The organism is Saccharothrix luteola, assembly GCF_020859565.1.
Classification (GTDB): domain Bacteria; phylum Actinomycetota; class Actinomycetes; order Mycobacteriales; family Pseudonocardiaceae; genus Actinosynnema; species Actinosynnema luteola.
In genome coordinates, this window is the sequence record NZ_JAJHUO010000009.1 from 126721 (window position 1) to 144391 (window position 17671).

A 17671-nucleotide genomic window follows, 5' to 3' on the forward strand; every position below is an offset into this window, starting at 1 on the left:
AAACTCCGGGTCGATCCCGGTGGTCCGGGAAACGATTGCCCGGCCGGGGGAGCGGGTCTTTCGGCATTCCGTCGACGACCACCGTGCCGCCCCGGTGGAGTCGAGGGCGGCACGGTGGTCGTCACGGCTTGGTTCGTGCCGGCGTCAGTACTCGTGGAAGTAGCCGGTCACGTCGACCACGAGGTCGAGGTTGCCGTCGCTCCCGTTGTGGAACGCCGCCCACCAGTGCTCGGTCACGGCGAGGTTGTTGGTCACGGCGCCGGGGGTGAAGTTCAGGGTGGCGGCGGTCGGTGGCGTGGGGATCGAGCCGGGGAAGTGGGCGGTGAGGTACCCACCGCGCTGGGGGTTGACGACCTTCGCGTTGAACATCACCGCCCTGGGGAGGTAGTTGGGCGACGGACCGGAGCGGTCGAAGGTGTACTCGGTGGTCGATCTGCCGGGCAGCGCGCCGGTGGGACCTCCGATGCCGGTGCGGGTGTCGACCGTGCGGTGCGGCGTCACCGGCAGGAGGAAGCTCCCGCCGCCCGAGTGGAAGTAGCCGACGACGCCGATGACGAGGTCGGTGGTCGCGTTCGGGGTGAAGGTGACGTGGCCGTTGGCGCCGATGGGGACGACCACGGAGTTCGTGGCGGTCTGCCCTGCCGCGTAGTTGAGGTTGGAGGTCTGCGGGTTGGTCGTGCCGGTGGGGAAGGCCGTCAGGTGACCCGACGCGCGCGGGTTGACCACGGTGATGTTGAGCAGTGCCGCGGTCGCGTAGCTGGGCACATCGCCGTACGGGGTGGCGATCTGGTGGCTGAACGCCTCGCCGGCGGCGACCGGCCGGGGTGACGGCATCCCGATGCCGGTGCGCGTGTCGAGCAGCCGGCGCGGGTAGAGGGCGGTGAAGCCGTCGGTCGTCCTGGCCTTGGTGAAGTAGCCCGAGACGTCGGCGATCAGGTCGACGGCGCCCGGGCTGCCGTTGTACAGGTCGACGTGGCCGCCGCCGACCGCGACGGTCGTCAACCCGGGCACGGTCACGCCTGCCCGGAAGTCCAGGACGGACGTCGTGGGCCTCGCCTGCCCGGCGGGGTGGGCGGTGATGTGCCCGTCGGTCGTGGCGTTGGTGACGGTGAGGTTCACGGCCACCGCCGTCGCGTCCGCCGGGATCCCGTGCCGGCCGCCGATCGCGAGCCGCACGGAGCTGTACGGCGCCACCTTCTGGGCGGGGGCGCCGACACCGGCCCTGGTGTCCAGGTACCGGGTCGGTCCGTGCTTGACGTAGCCCGAGCCGAGCGTGGTGACGCTGGTCGACGTCGTCGCGGTGGCGCCGGCGGCGTTGGTGACGGTGGCGCGGACCTGGTAGGTGCCGGGGCGGTCGTAGCTGTGCCAGCCGGAGCCGCTGGAGACGGTTTCGGTGTCGCCGTCGCCGTAGTCGAACGTGGTGCGCGCGATGCTCCACGGATCGCCGCCGGAGTCGACGCTGAACGCAGTCGTCATGACACCCCGCGTGGTCGTGGTCAGCCTGGGGTTGAGCGTCCCGCCGGCCGGCACGACCTTGAGCGACCAGGAACCGCTGCTGGTCAACCGCGACTCGCTGGTCGCGGTCACCTTGATGGTGTAGTCGCCGGTGGCGCTGTAGGAGTGCGACGCCGAGCACGGGGACACGGACGTCGTCGTGCCGTCCCCGAAGTCGACGGCGCAGGTGATGGGTGATCCCCAGCCGGAGCGGAGCGTGCTGCTGACGGTGACCGTGCCGCCGACCGGCGCCTGCGACGCGGACACCGTGGTGTTCCCGCCGGCGAAGTGGTCCTGGCGCTCGTGCGCGCCGCGGTCGAAGTAGGTGACCGCACCCGCCCCCGTGTCGGGCACCTGCGGGTTGTCCACCCTGGAGCCGTCGAGGGTCTGGTCGAGCGCGCCCGGCGCGTCCGCGTTGCCGGAGTCGACGTCCGGCGTGCCCTCGTCCGGGTCCGTCTTCAGGTCGTGGGCGCCCTGCCCGGTGGCGGCGTGCAGCTCGGCGGGGTCCTGGTAGACGACGCCCGCCCACCGGTACACGTTGACCCACAGGTACGCGATGTTGTAGTCGAGCGTGACCCCCGGCGCCGCCGCGCTGTCGACCTCGATCGTGTTCACGGGCAACCGCGGGCAGTAGCTGCTGATCGTCGCGGACAGCACCTCGGAGATGATGTTGTTCTGGATCGAGGAGCCCGTGGTCGGGCCGGTGATCACGACCGCGCGGTGGCACGAGTCGCGGAAGGTGTTGCCGGTGACGGCGACGGCGTCGACGTTCTCGGCGACCACCCCGAAGTTGCCGAGCTCGGTGATCGTGTTCCCGGTGACGGTGACGCCGGCGCCGCCGTCGGCGTGCACGGCCCGGCCGCGCGTGCCGAAGTCCGTGCGGCTGACCGTGACCGCCGTGGACCCGCCGGTGACGCGCACCGCGTGCGCGCCGCCGTAGGGGTCCGCGTCCGGGCGCAGCGAGCCGCGGTCGAGCGTGACCCGGTCGGCGCCGTCGATCAGGACGGCGTCGACGACCGTGGCGCCGTGGATCGTCATGCCCCGCAGCGCCACGTCGTGCGCGCCGCGCACGGTGATCGTCGGCGCGGTGCCGCCCGCCGGACGCCGCACGGCCCCGCCCTCGAACACGATCGGCGCGTCGGCGGTCCCGGACCGGGTGATCGTCACGCTCTCGTCCTGCGTGCCGGTGATCTTGACGACCTGGCCGGGTTCGACCACGTCGGCCGCCGCCTGCACCGTGCAGAACGGCGTGGCCGCGCTGCCGTCGCCGGTGTCGCTGCACGTCGCGACGTCGTTCACGTGGAGCGTGGTTGCCGCGGCCTGCGCCGCCGGTGTCGTCACCACCCCGGCGAGAACCACGAATGCCGCTGCTGCGGCGATGTTCGGCAAGCGCACGATGACTCCTCGGGACGCGCGACGGGGCGGTTCGGTAGTTTCTATCGCGAAACCGCCGCCGATCATGACGAGTTGACTCGATCGCCTCCGCACATCATCGAGACCGGCCGAGCCGCGGGACGTCGTGCTCAGTGCGACTCGCGGCTGACCTCCGAGCCGCTGGAGCCGAGGAGGAAGTCGAGGTCCGCGCCGGTGTCGGCTTGCAGGACGTGGTCGACGTAGAGCCGTTCCCAGCCGCGGCGGGGGTTGGCGAACCCGGCGACGGTCGCCGCGTTCGGCGTGCGGGCCGCGAGCTCCTCGTCGGGGACCTCGACGTCGATGCGGCGGGCTTCGACGTCCAGGCTGATCACGTCGCCGGTGCGGACGAGGGCGAGGGGTCCGCCGGCGGCGGCCTCGGGGGCGACGTGGAGGACGACGGTGCCGTAGGCGGTGCCGGACATGCGGCCGTCGCAGACGCGGACCATGTCGCGCACGCCCTGCTCCAGCAGCTTCTTGGGCAGCGGCATGTTGGAGACCTCCGGCATGCCGGGGTAGCCCTTGGGGCCGCAGCCGCGCAGCACGAGGACGGAGTCGGCGTCGACGTCCAGGTCGGGGTCGTCGACGCGGGCGTGGAAGTCCTCGACGGAGTCGAACACGACGGCCCGGCCCCGGTGCCGGAGCAGGTGGGGTGAGGCGGCGGCGGGTTTGATCAGCGCGCCGCGCGGGGCGAGGTTGCCGCGCAGCACGGCGATGCCGCCGTGCTCGACCAGCGGTGTCGCGCGGGTGCGGATGACCTCGGGGTCCCAGATCGGCGCGTCGTCCAGGTAGTCCACCAGCGGTCGGCCGGTGACGGTGAGCCCGTCGGGGTCGAGCAGGTCGCGGACCTCCCGCAGCACGGCGAGCAGGCCGCCGGCGCGGTGGAAGTCGTCCATGAGGAACCGGCCCGCGGGCAGCAGGTCGACCAGCACCGGCACGTCGGAGCCGATGCGGTCGAAGTCGTCCAGCGCCAGGTCGATCCCGAGGCGGCCGGCGATGGCCAGCAGGTGGACCACGGCGTTGGTCGAGCCGCCGATCGCGGCCAGGGCGACGATGGCGTTGTGGAAGGACGCCTTGGTGAGCAAGGTGCTGGGCCGCCGGTCGGCGGAGACCAGTTCCACGGCCAGCCGGCCGGTGTTGTGGGCGGCCTCCAGCAGTCGGCTGTCCGGGGCCGGGGTGCCCGCCACGCCGGGGACGACGGCGCCCAGGGCTTCGGCGACCAGCGCCATGGTGGAGGCGGTGCCCATGGTGTTGCAGTGGCCCCGGCTGCGGATCATCGCCGATTCGGACCGGATGAACTGCTCGTTCGACAACGAGCCCGCGCGGACCTCCTCCGACAGCCGCCACACGTCGGTGCCGCACCCCAGCGGGACGCCGCGGAACGTGCCGGTCAGCATCGGGCCGCCGGGCACGACCACGGCGGGCAGGTCGACCGAGGCGGCGGCCATGAGCAGCGACGGGATGGTCTTGTCGCAGCCGCCGAGCAGCACCACGCCGTCGATCGGGTTCGCCCGCAGCATCTCCTCGGTGGCCATCGCGGCCATGTTGCGCCACAGCATCGCGGTGGGGCGGACCTGCGTCTCGCCCAGCGACACGACGGGCAGTTCCAGCGGGATGCCGCCGGCTTCGTGGACGCCGTTGCGCACCGACGCCGCGACCTCGGTGAGGTGCGCGTTGCACGGCGTCAGGTCGGAGGCGGTGTTGGCGATGGCGATCTGCGGGCGGTCGAACGCGTCGTCCGGCACGCCCCGCCGCATCCAGGCGCGGTGGATGTAGGCGTTGCGATCATCTCCCGCGTACCACTGGGCGCTCCGGAGCGTCACGTGCGACCGCCTTCCGACTACCGACGCGATGGCCTGATCCGTCGAATGCGATTGAACCCTACCCGCCACGCGCGTCGGTAGGGCCGGGTGACGGCCGCCCCCAGGCCACCATCCACTTCGGACAGTGCGCGACACCTCGCCGGCCCGCGCCTCAAGCGGTGAGTTCCGCGATGGAGATGAAGCCGTCGTCGAGCACCCTGGTCACCAGGTCGCTCTTGGTGGGCGCGTGGCGGCCCGCGTTCGCGTACTTCGCCCGGACCCGCTGGATGTAGGTGTCCACGGTCTTCACGCTGAGGTAGAGCTTGGCGGCGACGAGCTGCTTGGACGGCGAGGCGAACCAGGCGCGCAGCACCTCCAGCTCACGGGGCGTGAGCTTCGGCCGAACGGCGGAGTCCGCCAGGGCCGCACCGCTCATCGCCGGGCTCAGGTAGGTCCGGCCCGCGGCGGCCGCGCGGATCGCCGGCACGAGGCGGTCCGCGCCCTCGCACTTGGGCACGTACGCGTGCACCCCGAGCGAGAGGCACCGCTCCGCGGCGCCCCGGTCGGTGTGCTGGGCGTACACGACGACCCGCCTGCCGACCTCGACGAGCCGCCGCAGCGCGGTGGCCCCCCGGCTGCCGGGCGCCTCGACGTCGAGGATCACGACGTCGGCCGCCGCGCCCGGGCCGGTCCACGCACCGGCGAGGTTGCCGCCCGTGTCGAGCAGTTCGATAGGTGGATCCGCCTGCGCGCACCACTGCCCGACGCCCGCGACGATCGCCGCGTGGTCGTCGATGATTACCGCCGTCGTCACCGCTCCCCCTCACCGTCACACGCACTCGCGGTGAGCTTGTCCGGTCGACCTCTCCGATCGATATCGGATGATCATGAACGGCCACTATCCTGTGGTCGGCGGCTTGGGGGGGACGCGATGGAGTTTCGCCTACTCGGACCGCTCGAGGTCGTCGACGGCGGGACGACCGTGCGAGTGGGCGGTCTGCGGCAGCGCACGCTGCTGGGTGTCCTGCTGCTGCACCGGGGCCGGGTCGTCCCGCTGGAACGGCTGGTGGACGCGGTGTGGGACACCGATCCGCCGTCGTCGGCCCGGGACCAGGTCCGCAACAGCGTGTGGGCGCTGCGCAAGGCGCTCGGCGACGCGGCCGGCCGGGTCGTGGTCACCGAGGACGCCGGCTACCGGCTCGACACCGACGGGCACGTGGTGGACGCGGACCGGTTCGCCGACGGCGTGCGCGAGGCCCGGACCAGGGCCGAACGGGGTGACCTCGACCAGGCGAGCGCGCTGCTGCGCACGGCGCTGGGCTGGTGGCGCGGTCCCGCGCTGGCGGGCCTGCGCGCCCGGCTGGTGCGCGACATGGCGACCGGGCTGGACGAGCGACGGCTCCTCGCCCTGGAGGATCGGCTGGAGCTCGACCTGGCCCTGGGTCGGCACGGCGAGGTCGTCGGCGAGCTCACCGAGATCGTCGGCGAGCACCCCGGGCGGACGCGGGTCGTCGGCCAGTTGATGCGCGCCCTGCACGGGGCCGGCCGCTCCGCCGACGCGTTGACCGGATACCAGCGGGCCAGGCGGCACCTCGCCGACGAACTCGGCCTCGACCCGCCCGCCGAGCTGCGGGAGCTGGAGGCCGCCATCCTGCGGGACGACCCCGAGCCGGCCCCACCGCGCCCGGCGCTCCAGGCCGCCGAGGCGTCGCGCACGCGTGGCCGCGCCGTGCCCAGGACGCTGCCGTACGACGTGCCGGACTTCACCGGCCGGCCCGTCGAGCTCGAACGGCTGGTCGCCCTGGGAGCCGGAGCGCGGACGGTGGTGATCTCGACGGTCGAGGGCATGGCCGGCGTGGGGAAGACCGCGCTGGCCGTGCACGCCGCGCACGCGCTCGCGGACCGGTTCCCCGACGGCCAGCTCTTCGTCGACCTGAACGGCTTCACCCCCGACCGGGTCCCGACCAGCCCCGAGGACGCCCTGGCGGTGCTGCTGAGCTCGCTGGGGGTGCCGCGCGACCGGATACCGCCCTCGGTCGACGAGCGGGTCGCGATGTGGCGCACCGAGGTCGCGGACCGGCGGCTGCTCCTGGTCCTCGACAACGCCGCCGACGCCAAGCAGGTCGCACCGCTGATCCCCGGCGGCCCCGGCTGCCTGGTGCTCGTCACCAGCCGCCGCAGGTTGACCAACCTCGACGGGAGCGTGCCCGTCGAGCTGGGCGTGCTGCCGGAGCGGGAGGCGGTGGCCCTGGTCGTCGCCATCCTGGGCGCGGCGCGGGTCGACGACGAACCGGAGGCCGTCGCGGAGCTGGTCGGGCTCTGCGGTCACCTGCCGCTCGCGATCCGCATCGTCTCGGCCCACCTCCAACGTCGCCCGCGGTGGACGGTCCGGTCCCTCACCGAGCGGATGGCCGGCGAGAAGCGCACGCTCACCGCGCTCGCGGCAGCCGCCGACCACGGGGTGACGACCGCGTTCGCGCTGTCGTACCGGGCGCTGGCCCCGGACCAGCGACGCGTGTTCCGGCTGCTCGGGCTGCACCCCGGTGTCGACGTCGACCCGTACGCGGCAGCCGCGCTGGCGGGTCTCGACGTCGACGTCGCCGAGGCCGTGCTCGACCAGCTCGCCGACGAGTACCTGCTCCAGCAGACCGGTCCCGGTCGCTACACCTTCCACGACCTGCTCCGCGCACACGCCCGCGCGTGCGCCGAGGACGAGGAACCCGCGACGGCGCGGCACGAGGCGCTCACCCGGCTCTTCGACCACTACCGCCACGCCGCCGCGGAGGCGGTGAACCTGCTCGACCCGCACGACCGGGACCGCAGGCCACGCACCGAGGACCCCGGCGGTCCCCTGCCGTTCGGGCACGACGTCGCGGCGGCCCGCGCCTGGCTCGACCGGGAGACCCCGAACCTGCTGTCCACCGCCGCCCAGGACGGCCGTCACTCCCACACCTGCGACCTGTCCCTGATCCTCTGGCGCCACCTCGAACAACAAGCCCGGCACCGGGAAGCCGAGGCACTGCACACCCACGCCGTCGCCTCCGCGCGTGCCGCGGCCGACCCCCTCGCCGAGGCGGGCGCCACCCGCAACCTCGGCCGCACCCAGTGGTACCTGGGCGACCTCGCGCGCGCGGAGCGGCTGCTCGAACGCGCTCTCGGGCTGTTCGACCACTCCGCGAACCCGCTGCTCACCGTGACCGTGCTCAACGACCTGGCGACCACCGTGTTCCAGCTGGGGCGGCACGACGAGGCGATCGACCACTGCGAACGCGCCCTGGCCATCTGCGCCGGCACCCACGACCCCACCGGCGAGATGCAAGTGCTCATGACCCTCGGCAACGGCGAATCACTGCGCGGGGACGACGAGGCGTCGAGCCGGTACCTCCACCAGGCGCTGCGGCTCGCCCACGACGTCGGCAACCGGAACATCGAGGCCCGCGCCCGGCTGAACATCGGTGACATGTACGCCGGCACCGGCTTCCCCGACACCGCGAGGACCTACCTCGAACACGCGTTGGAGCTGTACCGGGAGATCGGCAACCGCGAGGGCGAGGCGGCGGCACTGGCCAACCTCGGCAGCGTCCACACGCGGCTCGGCGACGAGCGACGAGCCGCGCGGTACCTCGACCAGGCGTTGGCGTTCTTCCAGCAGAACGGCGACCGGCGCTGGCAGAGCGTGGCACTGCGGGAGATCGGCACCCTGCACGCGCGGGCGGGGCGGCACGAGCAGGCCGACCGGCACTACGGCGAGGCCCTGGACCTCGTGCGGCAGATCGGCAACCGGTCGGCGGAGGCCGAGATCCTCGACCGCCTGCGCGAGAACGCCCTCGCCCGCAGCACCCGGGCGACCGAGTGAGGCGCCCCCACCGGCCGCCGCCCACGGGCTCAGGACGCCGTGCCCGTCACCACCACGGGAAGATGTACCACTTCCGGTCCTGAGTCCCCATCTCGGCATCCCCCGCCAGGTCGGCGCCGGCCTCCGACACCACGCCGTGACCATCCGACTCCTGGTCCAGCGCGAGCGCCGGTGACACCGCGCCGAACGCCATCGCGGCGGCCATGACCGCCACCACCACTGATCGGTTCCGCACCCTCATCCGAATCCGCCCTCCAGTCCGTGCCCGCCCGTGACGGCGAGGCCGTCGACTCGCCTCGCAGACTACGAACGCGGGGCCCGACCTGGTGTCAGGCGAACACCTGACACTTGCCGTCACCACGGCGTGCGACGCCCGCGCCGGCGGGCGTGCGGGACGCGCACGGCGGGTCGCCGATCCCCAGGTCACGCGGTGCCTCGCGGGCGGACTGTGGGTCGTTCGCCCGACAGTGCGGTGCCCGGTGGGCGCTTAGCATCACGACCGGTCGCATCGCGCCATGTGGACGTTCGCCGGAGCAGCGCAACGCACATGAGGTGATCTCAACGAGTGTGCCGGGGGCCTGCTGTGCTCGACGTGGGTGCGGACCAGGGCGGCGGCGTCGTCCTCGGTCATCCCCGCCCGGTCGCGGCCACCGGCTCGTCGCGGGCGCCGCCCGCCGCGGTGGGCGCCTCCCGGTCGAGGGCGTGGAACGCGCGGTGGAAGTAGACGGTCGGCGCGTGGCCGTTCGCGCTGGTCCCGGTGACGCGGCCGACGAGGATGGTGTGGTCGCCGCCGTCGTGCCGGGCGAACGTGTCGCAGTGCAGGATCGCCGCCGCGTCGGAGAACACGGGGTTGCCGAGCGGGTCGGGCTCGAAGTCGCCGCCCGCGAACTTGTCTATTCCGCTGGTGCCGAACCGGCGGGCCAGGTCGCTGCGGTGCGCCGGGACCACGTGGACCACCCACGACCCGGCGGTCAGGAACGCCTCGTGGCACGACGCGGTCTTGGCCAGGCAGACGAGCACGAGCGGCGGGTCGATCGACAACGAGCAGAAGGAGGTCGCCGTGAAGCCCCACCACCGGCCGTCACGATCACCGGTCGTCACGATCGTCACCCCGCTGGGGAACGCCGCCAGCGCGTGTCGGAACCGCACCACGTCGGCCGGCGTCGCGTCCGCGAGACTGTCCGCCACCGCGCCCTCCATTCACCTGGGGACAATTTTCGATCCTATTTGGCCGACGGTGGCCGAGTCAGTGCGACTGCGGGGATTAGGGGTCGTTGGTCCGACTCCGCGTCCGCCGCGGCGGATTCCGCAATTATGTGTCCACTTACTGTCCACTTGGGTTCGTCGACGTCTACGGACGGTGATCGACCATGCACGGGCAGGGTGCGGCACCGGTGGTGGCGGGTCGGCCGCGCGATCGGTCGCACCTCCCTTCCTGCCGCGATCGGCCGATCGGGCGCTTGAACCCCAGTCCTGGCCACTAGGGGTAGCCGGGCACGGCATCGCGGTCTGAGAGTCCACTGACGACGGTGCTAGGGGTTTCACCACTGGGGGAAGGAACGCTTGGGTGGTATTCGTCGACCACAACGACGCACTGGGCACCTTGAAAGCCTTGCTCGCCAAGACCTCGGTCGGCGGGGGGCAGCTCGCGCTGATCAGCGGAGGCCTGGCCACGGGCAAGACGGCGCTGCTGCACGAGTTCACCCGCCAGGCGTCGGAGTCGGGCGCGGTGTCGCTGATGGCGGTCGGCTCGGCCGCGGAGAGCAAGCTCCAGCTCGCCGTCATGGAGCAGCTCTTCCGCGTGGCGGAGCTGCCGGGTGACGTCGCCGAACGCCTGCTCGGGCCGCTCGCCGAGGTCGCGGCCACGGTGGACGCCGGCGACCACGACATCGGCGCCGGCCGGTACGCCGAGCCCGGCCTGGTCCGGGCGGCGCGCGAGGTCTGCGGCGCGCTGCTGGAGCTGTCCCGCGAACGACCCGTCGTCATCGGCATCGACGACGTGCAGTTCGTCGACAGCACGTCCCTGCAACTCCTGCTGTACCTGTGGCGCCGGCTGAGCTCGGCGCGCGTCATGCTGGTCCTCAGCGAGTGGGCGTCGCCGGAGTCGACGTTGCCGAAGTTCCACGCGGAGCTGTTCCGGCAACCCCACCGCCGGCTGCGGCTCGGCCCGCTGGACGTGCGCGGCGTCGTGCGGCACGCGGCGCAGTTCCTGCCGGAGGACGAGGCCAAGCGCGTCGCGCCGGAGGTGCACCGGTCGAGCGCGGGCAACCCGTTGCTGGTCGCCGCGCTGGTCCAGGAGCACCTCGCCGCGTCGCGCGACGACGCGGCCGACCTGCTCGGCCCGGAGGTCGTCGCCGCCCTGCACCGCTGGGGCACCCCGCTGCTGGAGACGGCCTGCGGGCTCGCCGTGCTCTGCGCCAAGGCCAGTGCCAACGACGTCGCGCGGCTGGTCGGGCTGCCGCTGCCGGAGGTGCGGCGGGCGTTGGAGCAGCTGGTGTCCGCCGGTCTGGTGGAGGGGCGCGCGCTGCGGCACCCCGTGGTGGCCAAGGCATTGCTCGACAACCTGCCCCGGACGCGGCGCACCCGGTTGCACGCCGACGCCGCGGAACTGCTGCGCCAGGTCGGCGCGCCCGCGGTCGAGGTGGCCGACCACCTGCTGGAGTCGGCCGGTCCCCACGCGGACTGGGTGGTGGACGTGCTGCGCGAGGCGGCGGACGTGGCGTTGGCGGGCGACCGCGTGGAGACCGCGGTGCGCTACCTCGAACTCGCGCTCGACACGTGCACGGACCCGGGGCAGCGCGTGTCGCTGGCCGTCGCCGTGGTGCGGGCGTCGTGGCGGGTCCGCCCGTCGCGGGCGGGGGTGGCGCGCCAGCTCGTGCGCACCGCCGCGGCCGAGGGCGAGCTGACCGACCGGGACGGCCTGGCCACGCTGCGCGAGGCGTTGTGGCACGGCGACACGACGCTCGCGCTGGGGATAATGGACTCGTTGGTGGGCGCGGACCGCGAGGTCGACACGCAGCTGGTCGTGGAGGCGCGGCTGGTCTACCTGTGGGTGCACGGCGCGCACCGGGAGCGGGTGCGCGACCTGGGGCCCGCGCACCAGCGTGCGGCGGACAACCCGTGGACGAGGGCGGCGAGCCTGCTCGGCAACGTGTGGACGCAGGGCGTCTCCGAGACGTTGACGGTGACCGCCGAGCACATCCTGCACAGCAGTCGGCTCGGCGACGCGACGTTGGAGACGATGGGCACGGCGCTGATCGCGCTCGGGCACGGCAACCGGGCGGAGAAGGCCGCGGCGTGGTGCGACCGGCTCGTGGAGGAGGCCGCGCGGCGCGGTGCCACGGCGTGGCAGGCGTACCTCAGCGACGTCCGGGCGCGTCTGGCGCTGCTGATGGGCGACCTCGCGGACGCGGTGGCGTCGGCGGAGTCGGCGCTGGAGCTGATGCCGCCCGCCGACTGGGGCGTGTGCGTCGGTTCGCCGTTGGGGACGCTCGCGCTCGCTCAGGTGGCGTCCGGGCGGCTCGACGCGGCCGAGGAGACGTTGCGCCGGCCGACGCCCGACGCGATGACGGGCACCTCGCACGGGCTGTGGTTCCTGCGCGCCCGAGGGCTGCACCACCTCGCGAACGACCGGGTGCTGGCCGCCGTCGGCGATCTCCAGGAGTGCGGTGCGATGGCGCGGGAACGGGGCGCCGACGTGCCGGCCCTGCTGCCGTGGCGCACGGATCTGGCCGAGGCGCACCTGCGGCTCGGCGACCCGCTGACCGCGCGCGACCTCGTCCGGCACCAGCTCGAACGGGTGAGCAGCAGTGATCGCCGCACGACGGGGCTGTCGCTGCGCGTGCTCGCCGGGTGCGGTGAGGTGGCGAAGCGGCCCGCGCTGCTCGCGCAGGCCGTGGACGCGTTGGAGCAGGCGGGGGACCGGTTCGAGCTGTCCCGCGCGTTGCAGGACCTGAGCCGGGCGCACCACGAGCTGGGCGACGTGGACCGGGCGCGGGTGTTCGCCCGCCGTGCGGCACACGAGGCCAAGGAGTGCCGGGCGGGTCTGCCCGCGCCGGCGGAGTCGCCGGTGCTCGTCGGCGGCGAGTCGAGCGGGCCGCAGGGCGAGGGTGGCCGGGTGGGCCGGGGTACGACGGCGTCCTCCGCCCCGGTGCTCAGCGACGCCGAGATCAGAGTGGCGCAGCTGGCCGGGCTCGGGCACACCAACCGCGAGATCGGGCGACGGCTCTACATCACGGTGAGCACGGTCGAGCAGCACCTGACCCGCGTCTACCGGAAGCTGGGTGTGACGAGCCGGAGCGAGCTGCCCGCGGTGCTGGTGCGGCACGACATCCCGCCGGGGTAGGGCCGCGCCGGGTCCGGGTCGGCGCGTGGTCGCGGGCACCCCGTCAGGTCGGCCGGGCGAGGTGCCGGCGGATCGAGGCCAGCACGGCGGGCGCGTGGTCGTTGAGGTAGAAGTGGCCGCCCGCGAACACCTCCAGGTCGAAGCCACCGGTGGTGTGCTCGGCCCACGCGCGGGCCTCGTCGAGGGTCACCTCGGGGTCCTCGTCGCCGGTCAGGGCGCGCACCGGGCAGGCCAGCCGATCACCCGGCCGGCCGCGGTAGGTCTCGGCGGCGCGGTAGTCCGCCCGCACGGCGGGGAGCACGGCGCGCAGCATCTCGGGGTCGCCGAGCACGGTCGAGTCGGTGCCGCTCATCCGGGCCAGGTTGACCGCGAGCTGGTCGTCGTCCAACAGGTGCACGTGCTCGTCGCGCCACCGGCTGGGCGCACGCCTGCCCGACGCGAACAGGCCGAGCAGCCGCACGCCCGACCCCTCCAGCCGCCGCCCGACCTCGAAGGCCAGGGACGCGCCGAGGCTGTGGCCGAACAGCAGCAGCGGCCGGTCGGTCCACGCGCCCAGTTCCTCGGTGGCCAGGTCGGCGAGGCGGTGCACGTCGTCCACGCACGCCTCGGTCCGCCGGTCCTGGCGGCCGGGGTACTGCACGGCGAGCACTTCCACGTCGGGGGAGAGTGCGCGTGACGTGGAGAAGTAGTACGACGCCGACCCGCCGGCGTGCGGGAAGCACACCAGGCGGACGGGTGCGTCCGGCGCGGGGTGGAAACGCCTGATCCAGGCGCCGGCAACGGGTGGTGCGCTCAACGGTCGGTCCATTCCGTGGGTCGGGGTTCGGCGGTCAGCGCGAGGTCCACGCGCCCGGCACGCGGTGGGTCGGCGCGCTCGTCCAGCCGGGGCTCGTGGTCGGGGGACGGGACGGTCGGGCGTCGTCGGAGGTGGCGGCGACCAGCGCCAGCACGACCGCAACCAGCTCGTCGTCGCCCGGCTGTCCCTTGAGGACGCGCAGCAGCGGTGCGCTCATCGGCTCACACCGGCTGGTTGCCGTGCTTGCGCGACGGCAGCTTGGCCTGTTTGGCCCGCAGCACGGTGAGCGCGTCGATGATGGTCGACCGGGTCGCGGCGGGGTCGATCACGTCGTCCACCAGCCCGCGCTCGGCCGCGTAGTAGGGGTGCACCAGCTCGGCCTGGTACTGCTTGATGCGCTGGGCCCGCGCCGCCGCCGGGTCGGGCGCGGCGGCGATCTCGCGGCGGAACACGACGTTCGCCGCGCCCTCCGCGCCCATGACGGCGATCTCGTTGGTGGGCCAGGCGAACGACAGGTCGCAGCCGATCGACCGGGAGTCCATCACGATGTACGCGCCGCCGTAGGCCTTGCGCAGGATCACCTGCACCCGCGGCACCGTGGCGTTGCAGTAGGCGTAGAGCAGCTTGGCGCCGTGCCGGATGATGCCGCCGTGCTCCTGCTCGCGGCCCGGCAGGAAGCCGGGCACGTCGACCAGCGTCACCAGCGGGATGCTGAACGCGTCGCAGGTCTGCACGAACCGCGCCGCCTTCTCCGAGGCGTTGATGTCGAGCGCGCCGGCGAGCACCGAGGGCTGGTTCGCGACGATGCCGACGACGTGGCCGCCCATCCGGGCCAGGCCGCACAGGATGTTGCGCGCCCAGCGCTCGTGCACCTCGAAGAAGTCGCCGTCGTCGACGACCTCCTCGATCACCGCGCGCATGTCGTAGCCGAGGTTGGGGCTCGCGGGCACCAGGTCGAGCAGGACGTCGTTGCGCCGGTCCGACGGGTCGTCGGTGTGCGCGGCGGGCGGCAGCTCCCGGTTGTTGGAGGGCAGCAGCGACAGCAGGTGGCGGACGTCGGCCAGGCACTCGGCCTCGTCCTCGTAGGTGAACGCGGCGGCGCCGGAGGTGGTGCCGTGCACGTCCGCGCCGCCGAGGTCGTCGTGGGTGATGCGCTCGCCGGTGACGGCCTCCACCACGTCCGGCCCGGTGATGTACATCTGCGAGATCCCGCGCACCATGAACACGAAGTCGGTCAACGCGGGCGAGTACGTCGCACCGCCCGCGCACGGCCCGAGCATGACGCTGATCTGGGGGATCACCCCGGACGCCCGCACGTTGCGGCTGAAGATGCCGCCGTAGCCCGCCAGCGCGGTGACGCCTTCCTGGATGCGGGCGCCCGCACCGTCGCTCAGGCACACCAGCGGCGCGCCGGCGGCCTCGGCGAGGTCCATCACCTTGTGGATCTTCTCCGCGTGCGCCTCGCCCAGCGACCCGCCGAAGATGCGGAAGTCGTGTGCGTAGACGAACACCGTGCGCCCGTCGACCTCGCCCCAGCCGGTGACCACGCCGTCGGTGTGCGGACGGCGGTCCTCCAGGCCGAACCCGGTCGCGCGGTGCCGGCGGAACTGCTCGACCTCGCGGAACGTGCCGGGGTCGAGGAGCAGGTCGAGCCTTTCCCGGACGGTGAGCTTCCCGCGCGCGTGCTGTTGTTCGGAAGCGCGCGGTGACGGGCCCCTTTCCGCGGTTTCCCGCACGGCCGCCAACTCCTCCGCCCGCGCCCGCATGTCGACGAGTCGCGGGCGCTCTGGCGCTGTCGTCATGGGTCGCACTCCACGGGGGTCGGCTCGGACCGGGACGATTTCATTGAAGTGTCCGGCGGCGAATTGGGCCATGCCGGCCGTCCCCTAAGTGTCGGTGGTGCCCCCTAGTCGTTAAGGGGCCCGATGACTGTTAGGGGGTGTGTCCTCTGGTGCGGTGCCCGCGAGCGCGGTTTGACTGATGCGGAAATCGACCGCGCAAAGGTGAGGTGTGTGATGCTGTCATTCAGCGAGACCGCGACGATCGAGGCCGAGCCGGAGTACCTCTGGCAGGTCGCCTCGGACCTGAAGGCGTGGCAGGACTGGGACCCGCACGTGGAGAAGCTGGGCTTCGAGGGCCGGTTCGAGGTCGGCGCCTCCGGCTGGACCAAGCCCCGCGGCGGCCCCCGCGGCAACTTCACCATCACCTCGATCGAGGACGGCCGCAGCTACTCGACCGAGTCGCCCATGCCGATGGGGAAGATGCTGATCAACACGATCTTCGAGCCGGTGGGCGAGGGCAAGGTCAAGGTCACCCGCGAGGTGGAGCTCAGCGGCGCGTTCGTCCCGGTGTTCAAGAAGCTGTTCCTCAAGGGCATGCGCGCCGACATGCACGAGACGTTCGCCGCGCTGGAGGCGGAAGCGCAGCGCCGCGCCGCCGCCCAGGCCTGAGCCGCGCCCACTGCCGGGCAGACGCGGGAGGACCGTGATGACGCACGCAGTCGTGCTCGGTGGCGGCATGGCCGGCATGCTCGCCGCCGCCGCGCTCGCCGAGCACGTGGACCGGGTGACCGTCGTGGAGAGCGACCGGTTCCCCGACGCGCCGCTACCCCGCAAGGGGTTGCCGCAGGGGCACCACTTCCACATGTTCATGGGCGGCGGGGTCGACGCGCTCGACGAGCTGCTGCCCGGCACCAGCGAGCTGCTCTACGCGGCGGGCGCGCACCGCAGGCGCATGGGCGACGAGTTCCTCGGCGTCTCGATGCACGGCTGGTCGCGGCCGTACGACGGGCGCGCCTACGTGCTCGCGGCCAGCCGGCACCTGCTCGACCACGTGGTGCGCGGGCGCGTGCTGAGCCACCCCGCGATCGACGTGGTCGAGGGGACCAAGGCGATCGGCCTGGTCGGTGACGCGGCGCGGGTCACCGGCGTGCGGTTGGAGAGCCGCGCGGACCAGGACGCCGACCGGGCCGAGCGCACGCTGGCCGCGGACCTCGTGGTGGACGCCACCGGCCGCGGGTCTCGCGCGCCGGTGTGGCTGGAGGCGTTGGGCCTGCCCAAGGTGGCCGAGGACCTCCAGGACGCCGGGTTCGCCTACGCCGGGCGGACCTACGAGGCGCCGGCGGCGCTGGCCGACGGCTTCCCGGCGATCCTCGTGCAGGCCGACTCGGGCACCGGCCGTCCCGGTCGCGGCGCTGGCCTGCTGCCGAACGAGGACGGCAAGTGGATCGTGTCGATGATCGGCACGAAGGGCGCGCAGCCGCCCACCGACGAGGAGGGCTACCTCGCGTTCGCGCGGAGCCTGCAGGACCCGCTGGTGGCCGAGCTGATGGCGGCGGCTCGCCCGCTCACCGAGATCCGCGCCTACCGCGGCCTGGTCAACCGGCAGCGGCACTTCGAGAAGCTGCCCGTGCCGGACGGGTTCCTGGTGGTCGGCGACGCGGCCACGATCCTCAACCCGAACTACGCCACCGGCATGTCGATGGCCGCGTTCCAGGCGCTCGCGCTGCGCGCCGAGCTGGTCAAGCGCGGCCTCGCCGACGGGTTCACCCGCCGGGTGCAGACCGCGGTGGCGAAGTCGGTGGTCGGGTCGTGGCAGGCGGCGACGTTCAACGACAGCCTGTTCCCCGGCGCCGAGTCGACCATGAAGGTGCGCGGCGGCAAGGGGCAGCAGCGGTTCATCGCCCGCTGGAACCGCGTGTCCGCGGAGAACCCGGCGGTGGCGCGGGCCACGTTCGAGGTGGCGTCGTTCCTGGCGCCTCGGCGTTCGATGATGACGCTGCCGCTGCTGTTCACGGTGCTGCGCGGGCCGCGGCACCCCGAGATGGCGCTCGCGGACGCCATCGAGCGGTTCCCGGCGTTCCGGGAGCCCCTGTCCCGGATCGGATCCGTCATCCCGCCGGGCTGACCACCGCCCGACCCACCCGCGCGGTCCGCGCCGACCCCGATCCGCCGGTGCGGACCGCGCCG

Annotated in this window: 12 protein-coding genes; 4 read left to right on the forward strand and 8 right to left on the reverse strand. The window is 73.3% G+C overall.

From position 1 onward, the window contains the following. Nucleotides 1-144 precede the first annotated feature (144 nt). The 3 genes from LNK82_RS14790 to LNK82_RS47685 all read right to left on the reverse strand — a co-directional run bounded on the left by LNK82_RS14790 (nucleotide 145) and on the right by LNK82_RS47685 (nucleotide 5520). Nucleotides 145-2889: a PKD domain-containing protein gene (locus LNK82_RS14790; protein ID WP_230567551.1), complete on the reverse strand. Its 2745-nt coding sequence runs from the start codon at nucleotides 2887-2889 to the stop codon at nucleotides 145-147. Nucleotides 2890-3017: 128 nt separating this feature from the next. Further along, complete coding sequence (locus tag LNK82_RS14795; RefSeq protein WP_230567552.1) at nucleotides 3018-4727, reverse strand: IlvD/Edd family dehydratase; 1710 nt, start codon at nucleotides 4725-4727, stop codon at nucleotides 3018-3020. A 151-nt stretch (nucleotides 4728-4878) separates the two neighbouring features. Continuing rightward, on the reverse strand, nucleotides 4879-5520 hold the full coding sequence (locus LNK82_RS47685) for a response regulator transcription factor (protein WP_230567553.1): 642 nt from the start codon (nucleotides 5518-5520) through the stop codon (nucleotides 4879-4881). A 117-nt stretch (nucleotides 5521-5637) separates the two neighbouring features. Here LNK82_RS47685 and LNK82_RS14805 point away from each other — a divergent pair, with 117 nt between their 5' ends. After that, entirely contained in the window at nucleotides 5638-8562 is a 2925-nt protein-coding gene (locus tag LNK82_RS14805; RefSeq protein ID WP_230567554.1) for an AfsR/SARP family transcriptional regulator, read from the forward strand. Nucleotides 8563-8608: 46 nt separating this feature from the next. On the opposite strand, the gene LNK82_RS14810 is transcribed toward LNK82_RS14805, so the two are convergent. Next, entirely contained in the window at nucleotides 8609-8803 is a 195-nt protein-coding gene (locus tag LNK82_RS14810; RefSeq protein ID WP_230567555.1) for a hypothetical protein, read from the reverse strand. Nucleotides 8804-9189: 386 nt separating this feature from the next. Next, nucleotides 9190-9750 carry a flavin reductase family protein gene (locus LNK82_RS14815; RefSeq protein WP_230567556.1) on the reverse strand — a complete coding sequence of 187 codons (561 nt, stop codon included), beginning with the start codon at nucleotides 9748-9750 and terminating at the stop codon, nucleotides 9190-9192. A 379-nt stretch (nucleotides 9751-10129) separates the two neighbouring features. On the opposite strand from LNK82_RS14815, the gene LNK82_RS46755 reads away from it, so the two are divergent. Then, entirely contained in the window at nucleotides 10130-12907 is a 2778-nt protein-coding gene (locus LNK82_RS46755; RefSeq protein WP_308257213.1) for an AAA family ATPase, read from the forward strand. A 43-nt stretch (nucleotides 12908-12950) separates the two neighbouring features. Here the strand turns inward: LNK82_RS46755 and LNK82_RS14835 are convergent, their stop codons facing one another. From LNK82_RS14835 to LNK82_RS14845, 3 genes are read right to left on the reverse strand one after another with little or no spacing between them, the layout of a single operon-like run. Then, nucleotides 12951-13715 (reverse strand): thioesterase II family protein, encoded by a 765-nt coding sequence (locus LNK82_RS14835; protein WP_372470490.1) that lies wholly within the window; start codon nucleotides 13713-13715, stop codon nucleotides 12951-12953. 22 nt (nucleotides 13716-13737) lie between these two features. Next, nucleotides 13738-13920, reverse strand: coding sequence for an acyl-CoA carboxylase epsilon subunit (locus tag LNK82_RS14840; RefSeq protein WP_230567558.1), 183 nt, complete (start codon nucleotides 13918-13920; stop codon nucleotides 13738-13740). Between the two features lie 4 nt (nucleotides 13921-13924). Continuing rightward, nucleotides 13925-15505 carry an acyl-CoA carboxylase subunit beta gene (locus LNK82_RS14845; protein WP_230567559.1) on the reverse strand — a complete coding sequence of 527 codons (1581 nt, stop codon included), beginning with the start codon at nucleotides 15503-15505 and terminating at the stop codon, nucleotides 13925-13927. 213 nt (nucleotides 15506-15718) lie between these two features. Between LNK82_RS14845 and LNK82_RS14850 the strand changes: the two genes are divergently transcribed. Together LNK82_RS14850 and LNK82_RS14855 are read left to right on the forward strand one after the other, a co-directional pair. Beyond that, entirely contained in the window at nucleotides 15719-16153 is a 435-nt protein-coding gene (locus tag LNK82_RS14850) for an SRPBCC family protein (RefSeq protein ID WP_230567560.1), read from the forward strand. Between the two features lie 37 nt (nucleotides 16154-16190). Then, complete coding sequence (locus LNK82_RS14855; RefSeq protein ID WP_230567561.1) at nucleotides 16191-17609, forward strand: NAD(P)/FAD-dependent oxidoreductase; 1419 nt, start codon at nucleotides 16191-16193, stop codon at nucleotides 17607-17609. Nucleotides 17610-17671: the final 62 nt, after the last annotated feature.

Bases quoted from the DNA above. Each gene is read 5' to 3' on its own strand.
- LNK82_RS14805 (WP_230567554.1), top strand. From the start codon at position 5,638: ATGGAGTTTCGCCTACTCGGACCGCTCGAGGTCGTCGACGGCGGGACG.
- LNK82_RS14810 (WP_230567555.1), bottom strand. From the start codon at position 8,803: ATGAGGGTGCGGAACCGATCAGTGGTGGTGGCGGTCATGGCCGCCGCG.
- LNK82_RS14845 (WP_230567559.1), bottom strand. From the start codon at position 15,505: ATGACGACAGCGCCAGAGCGCCCGCGACTCGTCGACATGCGGGCGCGG.
- LNK82_RS14855 (WP_230567561.1), top strand. From the start codon at position 16,191: ATGACGCACGCAGTCGTGCTCGGTGGCGGCATGGCCGGCATGCTCGCC.
- LNK82_RS14840 (WP_230567558.1), bottom strand. From the start codon at position 13,920: ATGAGCGCACCGCTGCTGCGCGTCCTCAAGGGACAGCCGGGCGACGAC.
- LNK82_RS14835 (WP_372470490.1), bottom strand. From the start codon at position 13,715: ATGGACCGACCGTTGAGCGCACCACCCGTTGCCGGCGCCTGGATCAGG.
- LNK82_RS14850 (WP_230567560.1), top strand. From the start codon at position 15,719: ATGCTGTCATTCAGCGAGACCGCGACGATCGAGGCCGAGCCGGAGTAC.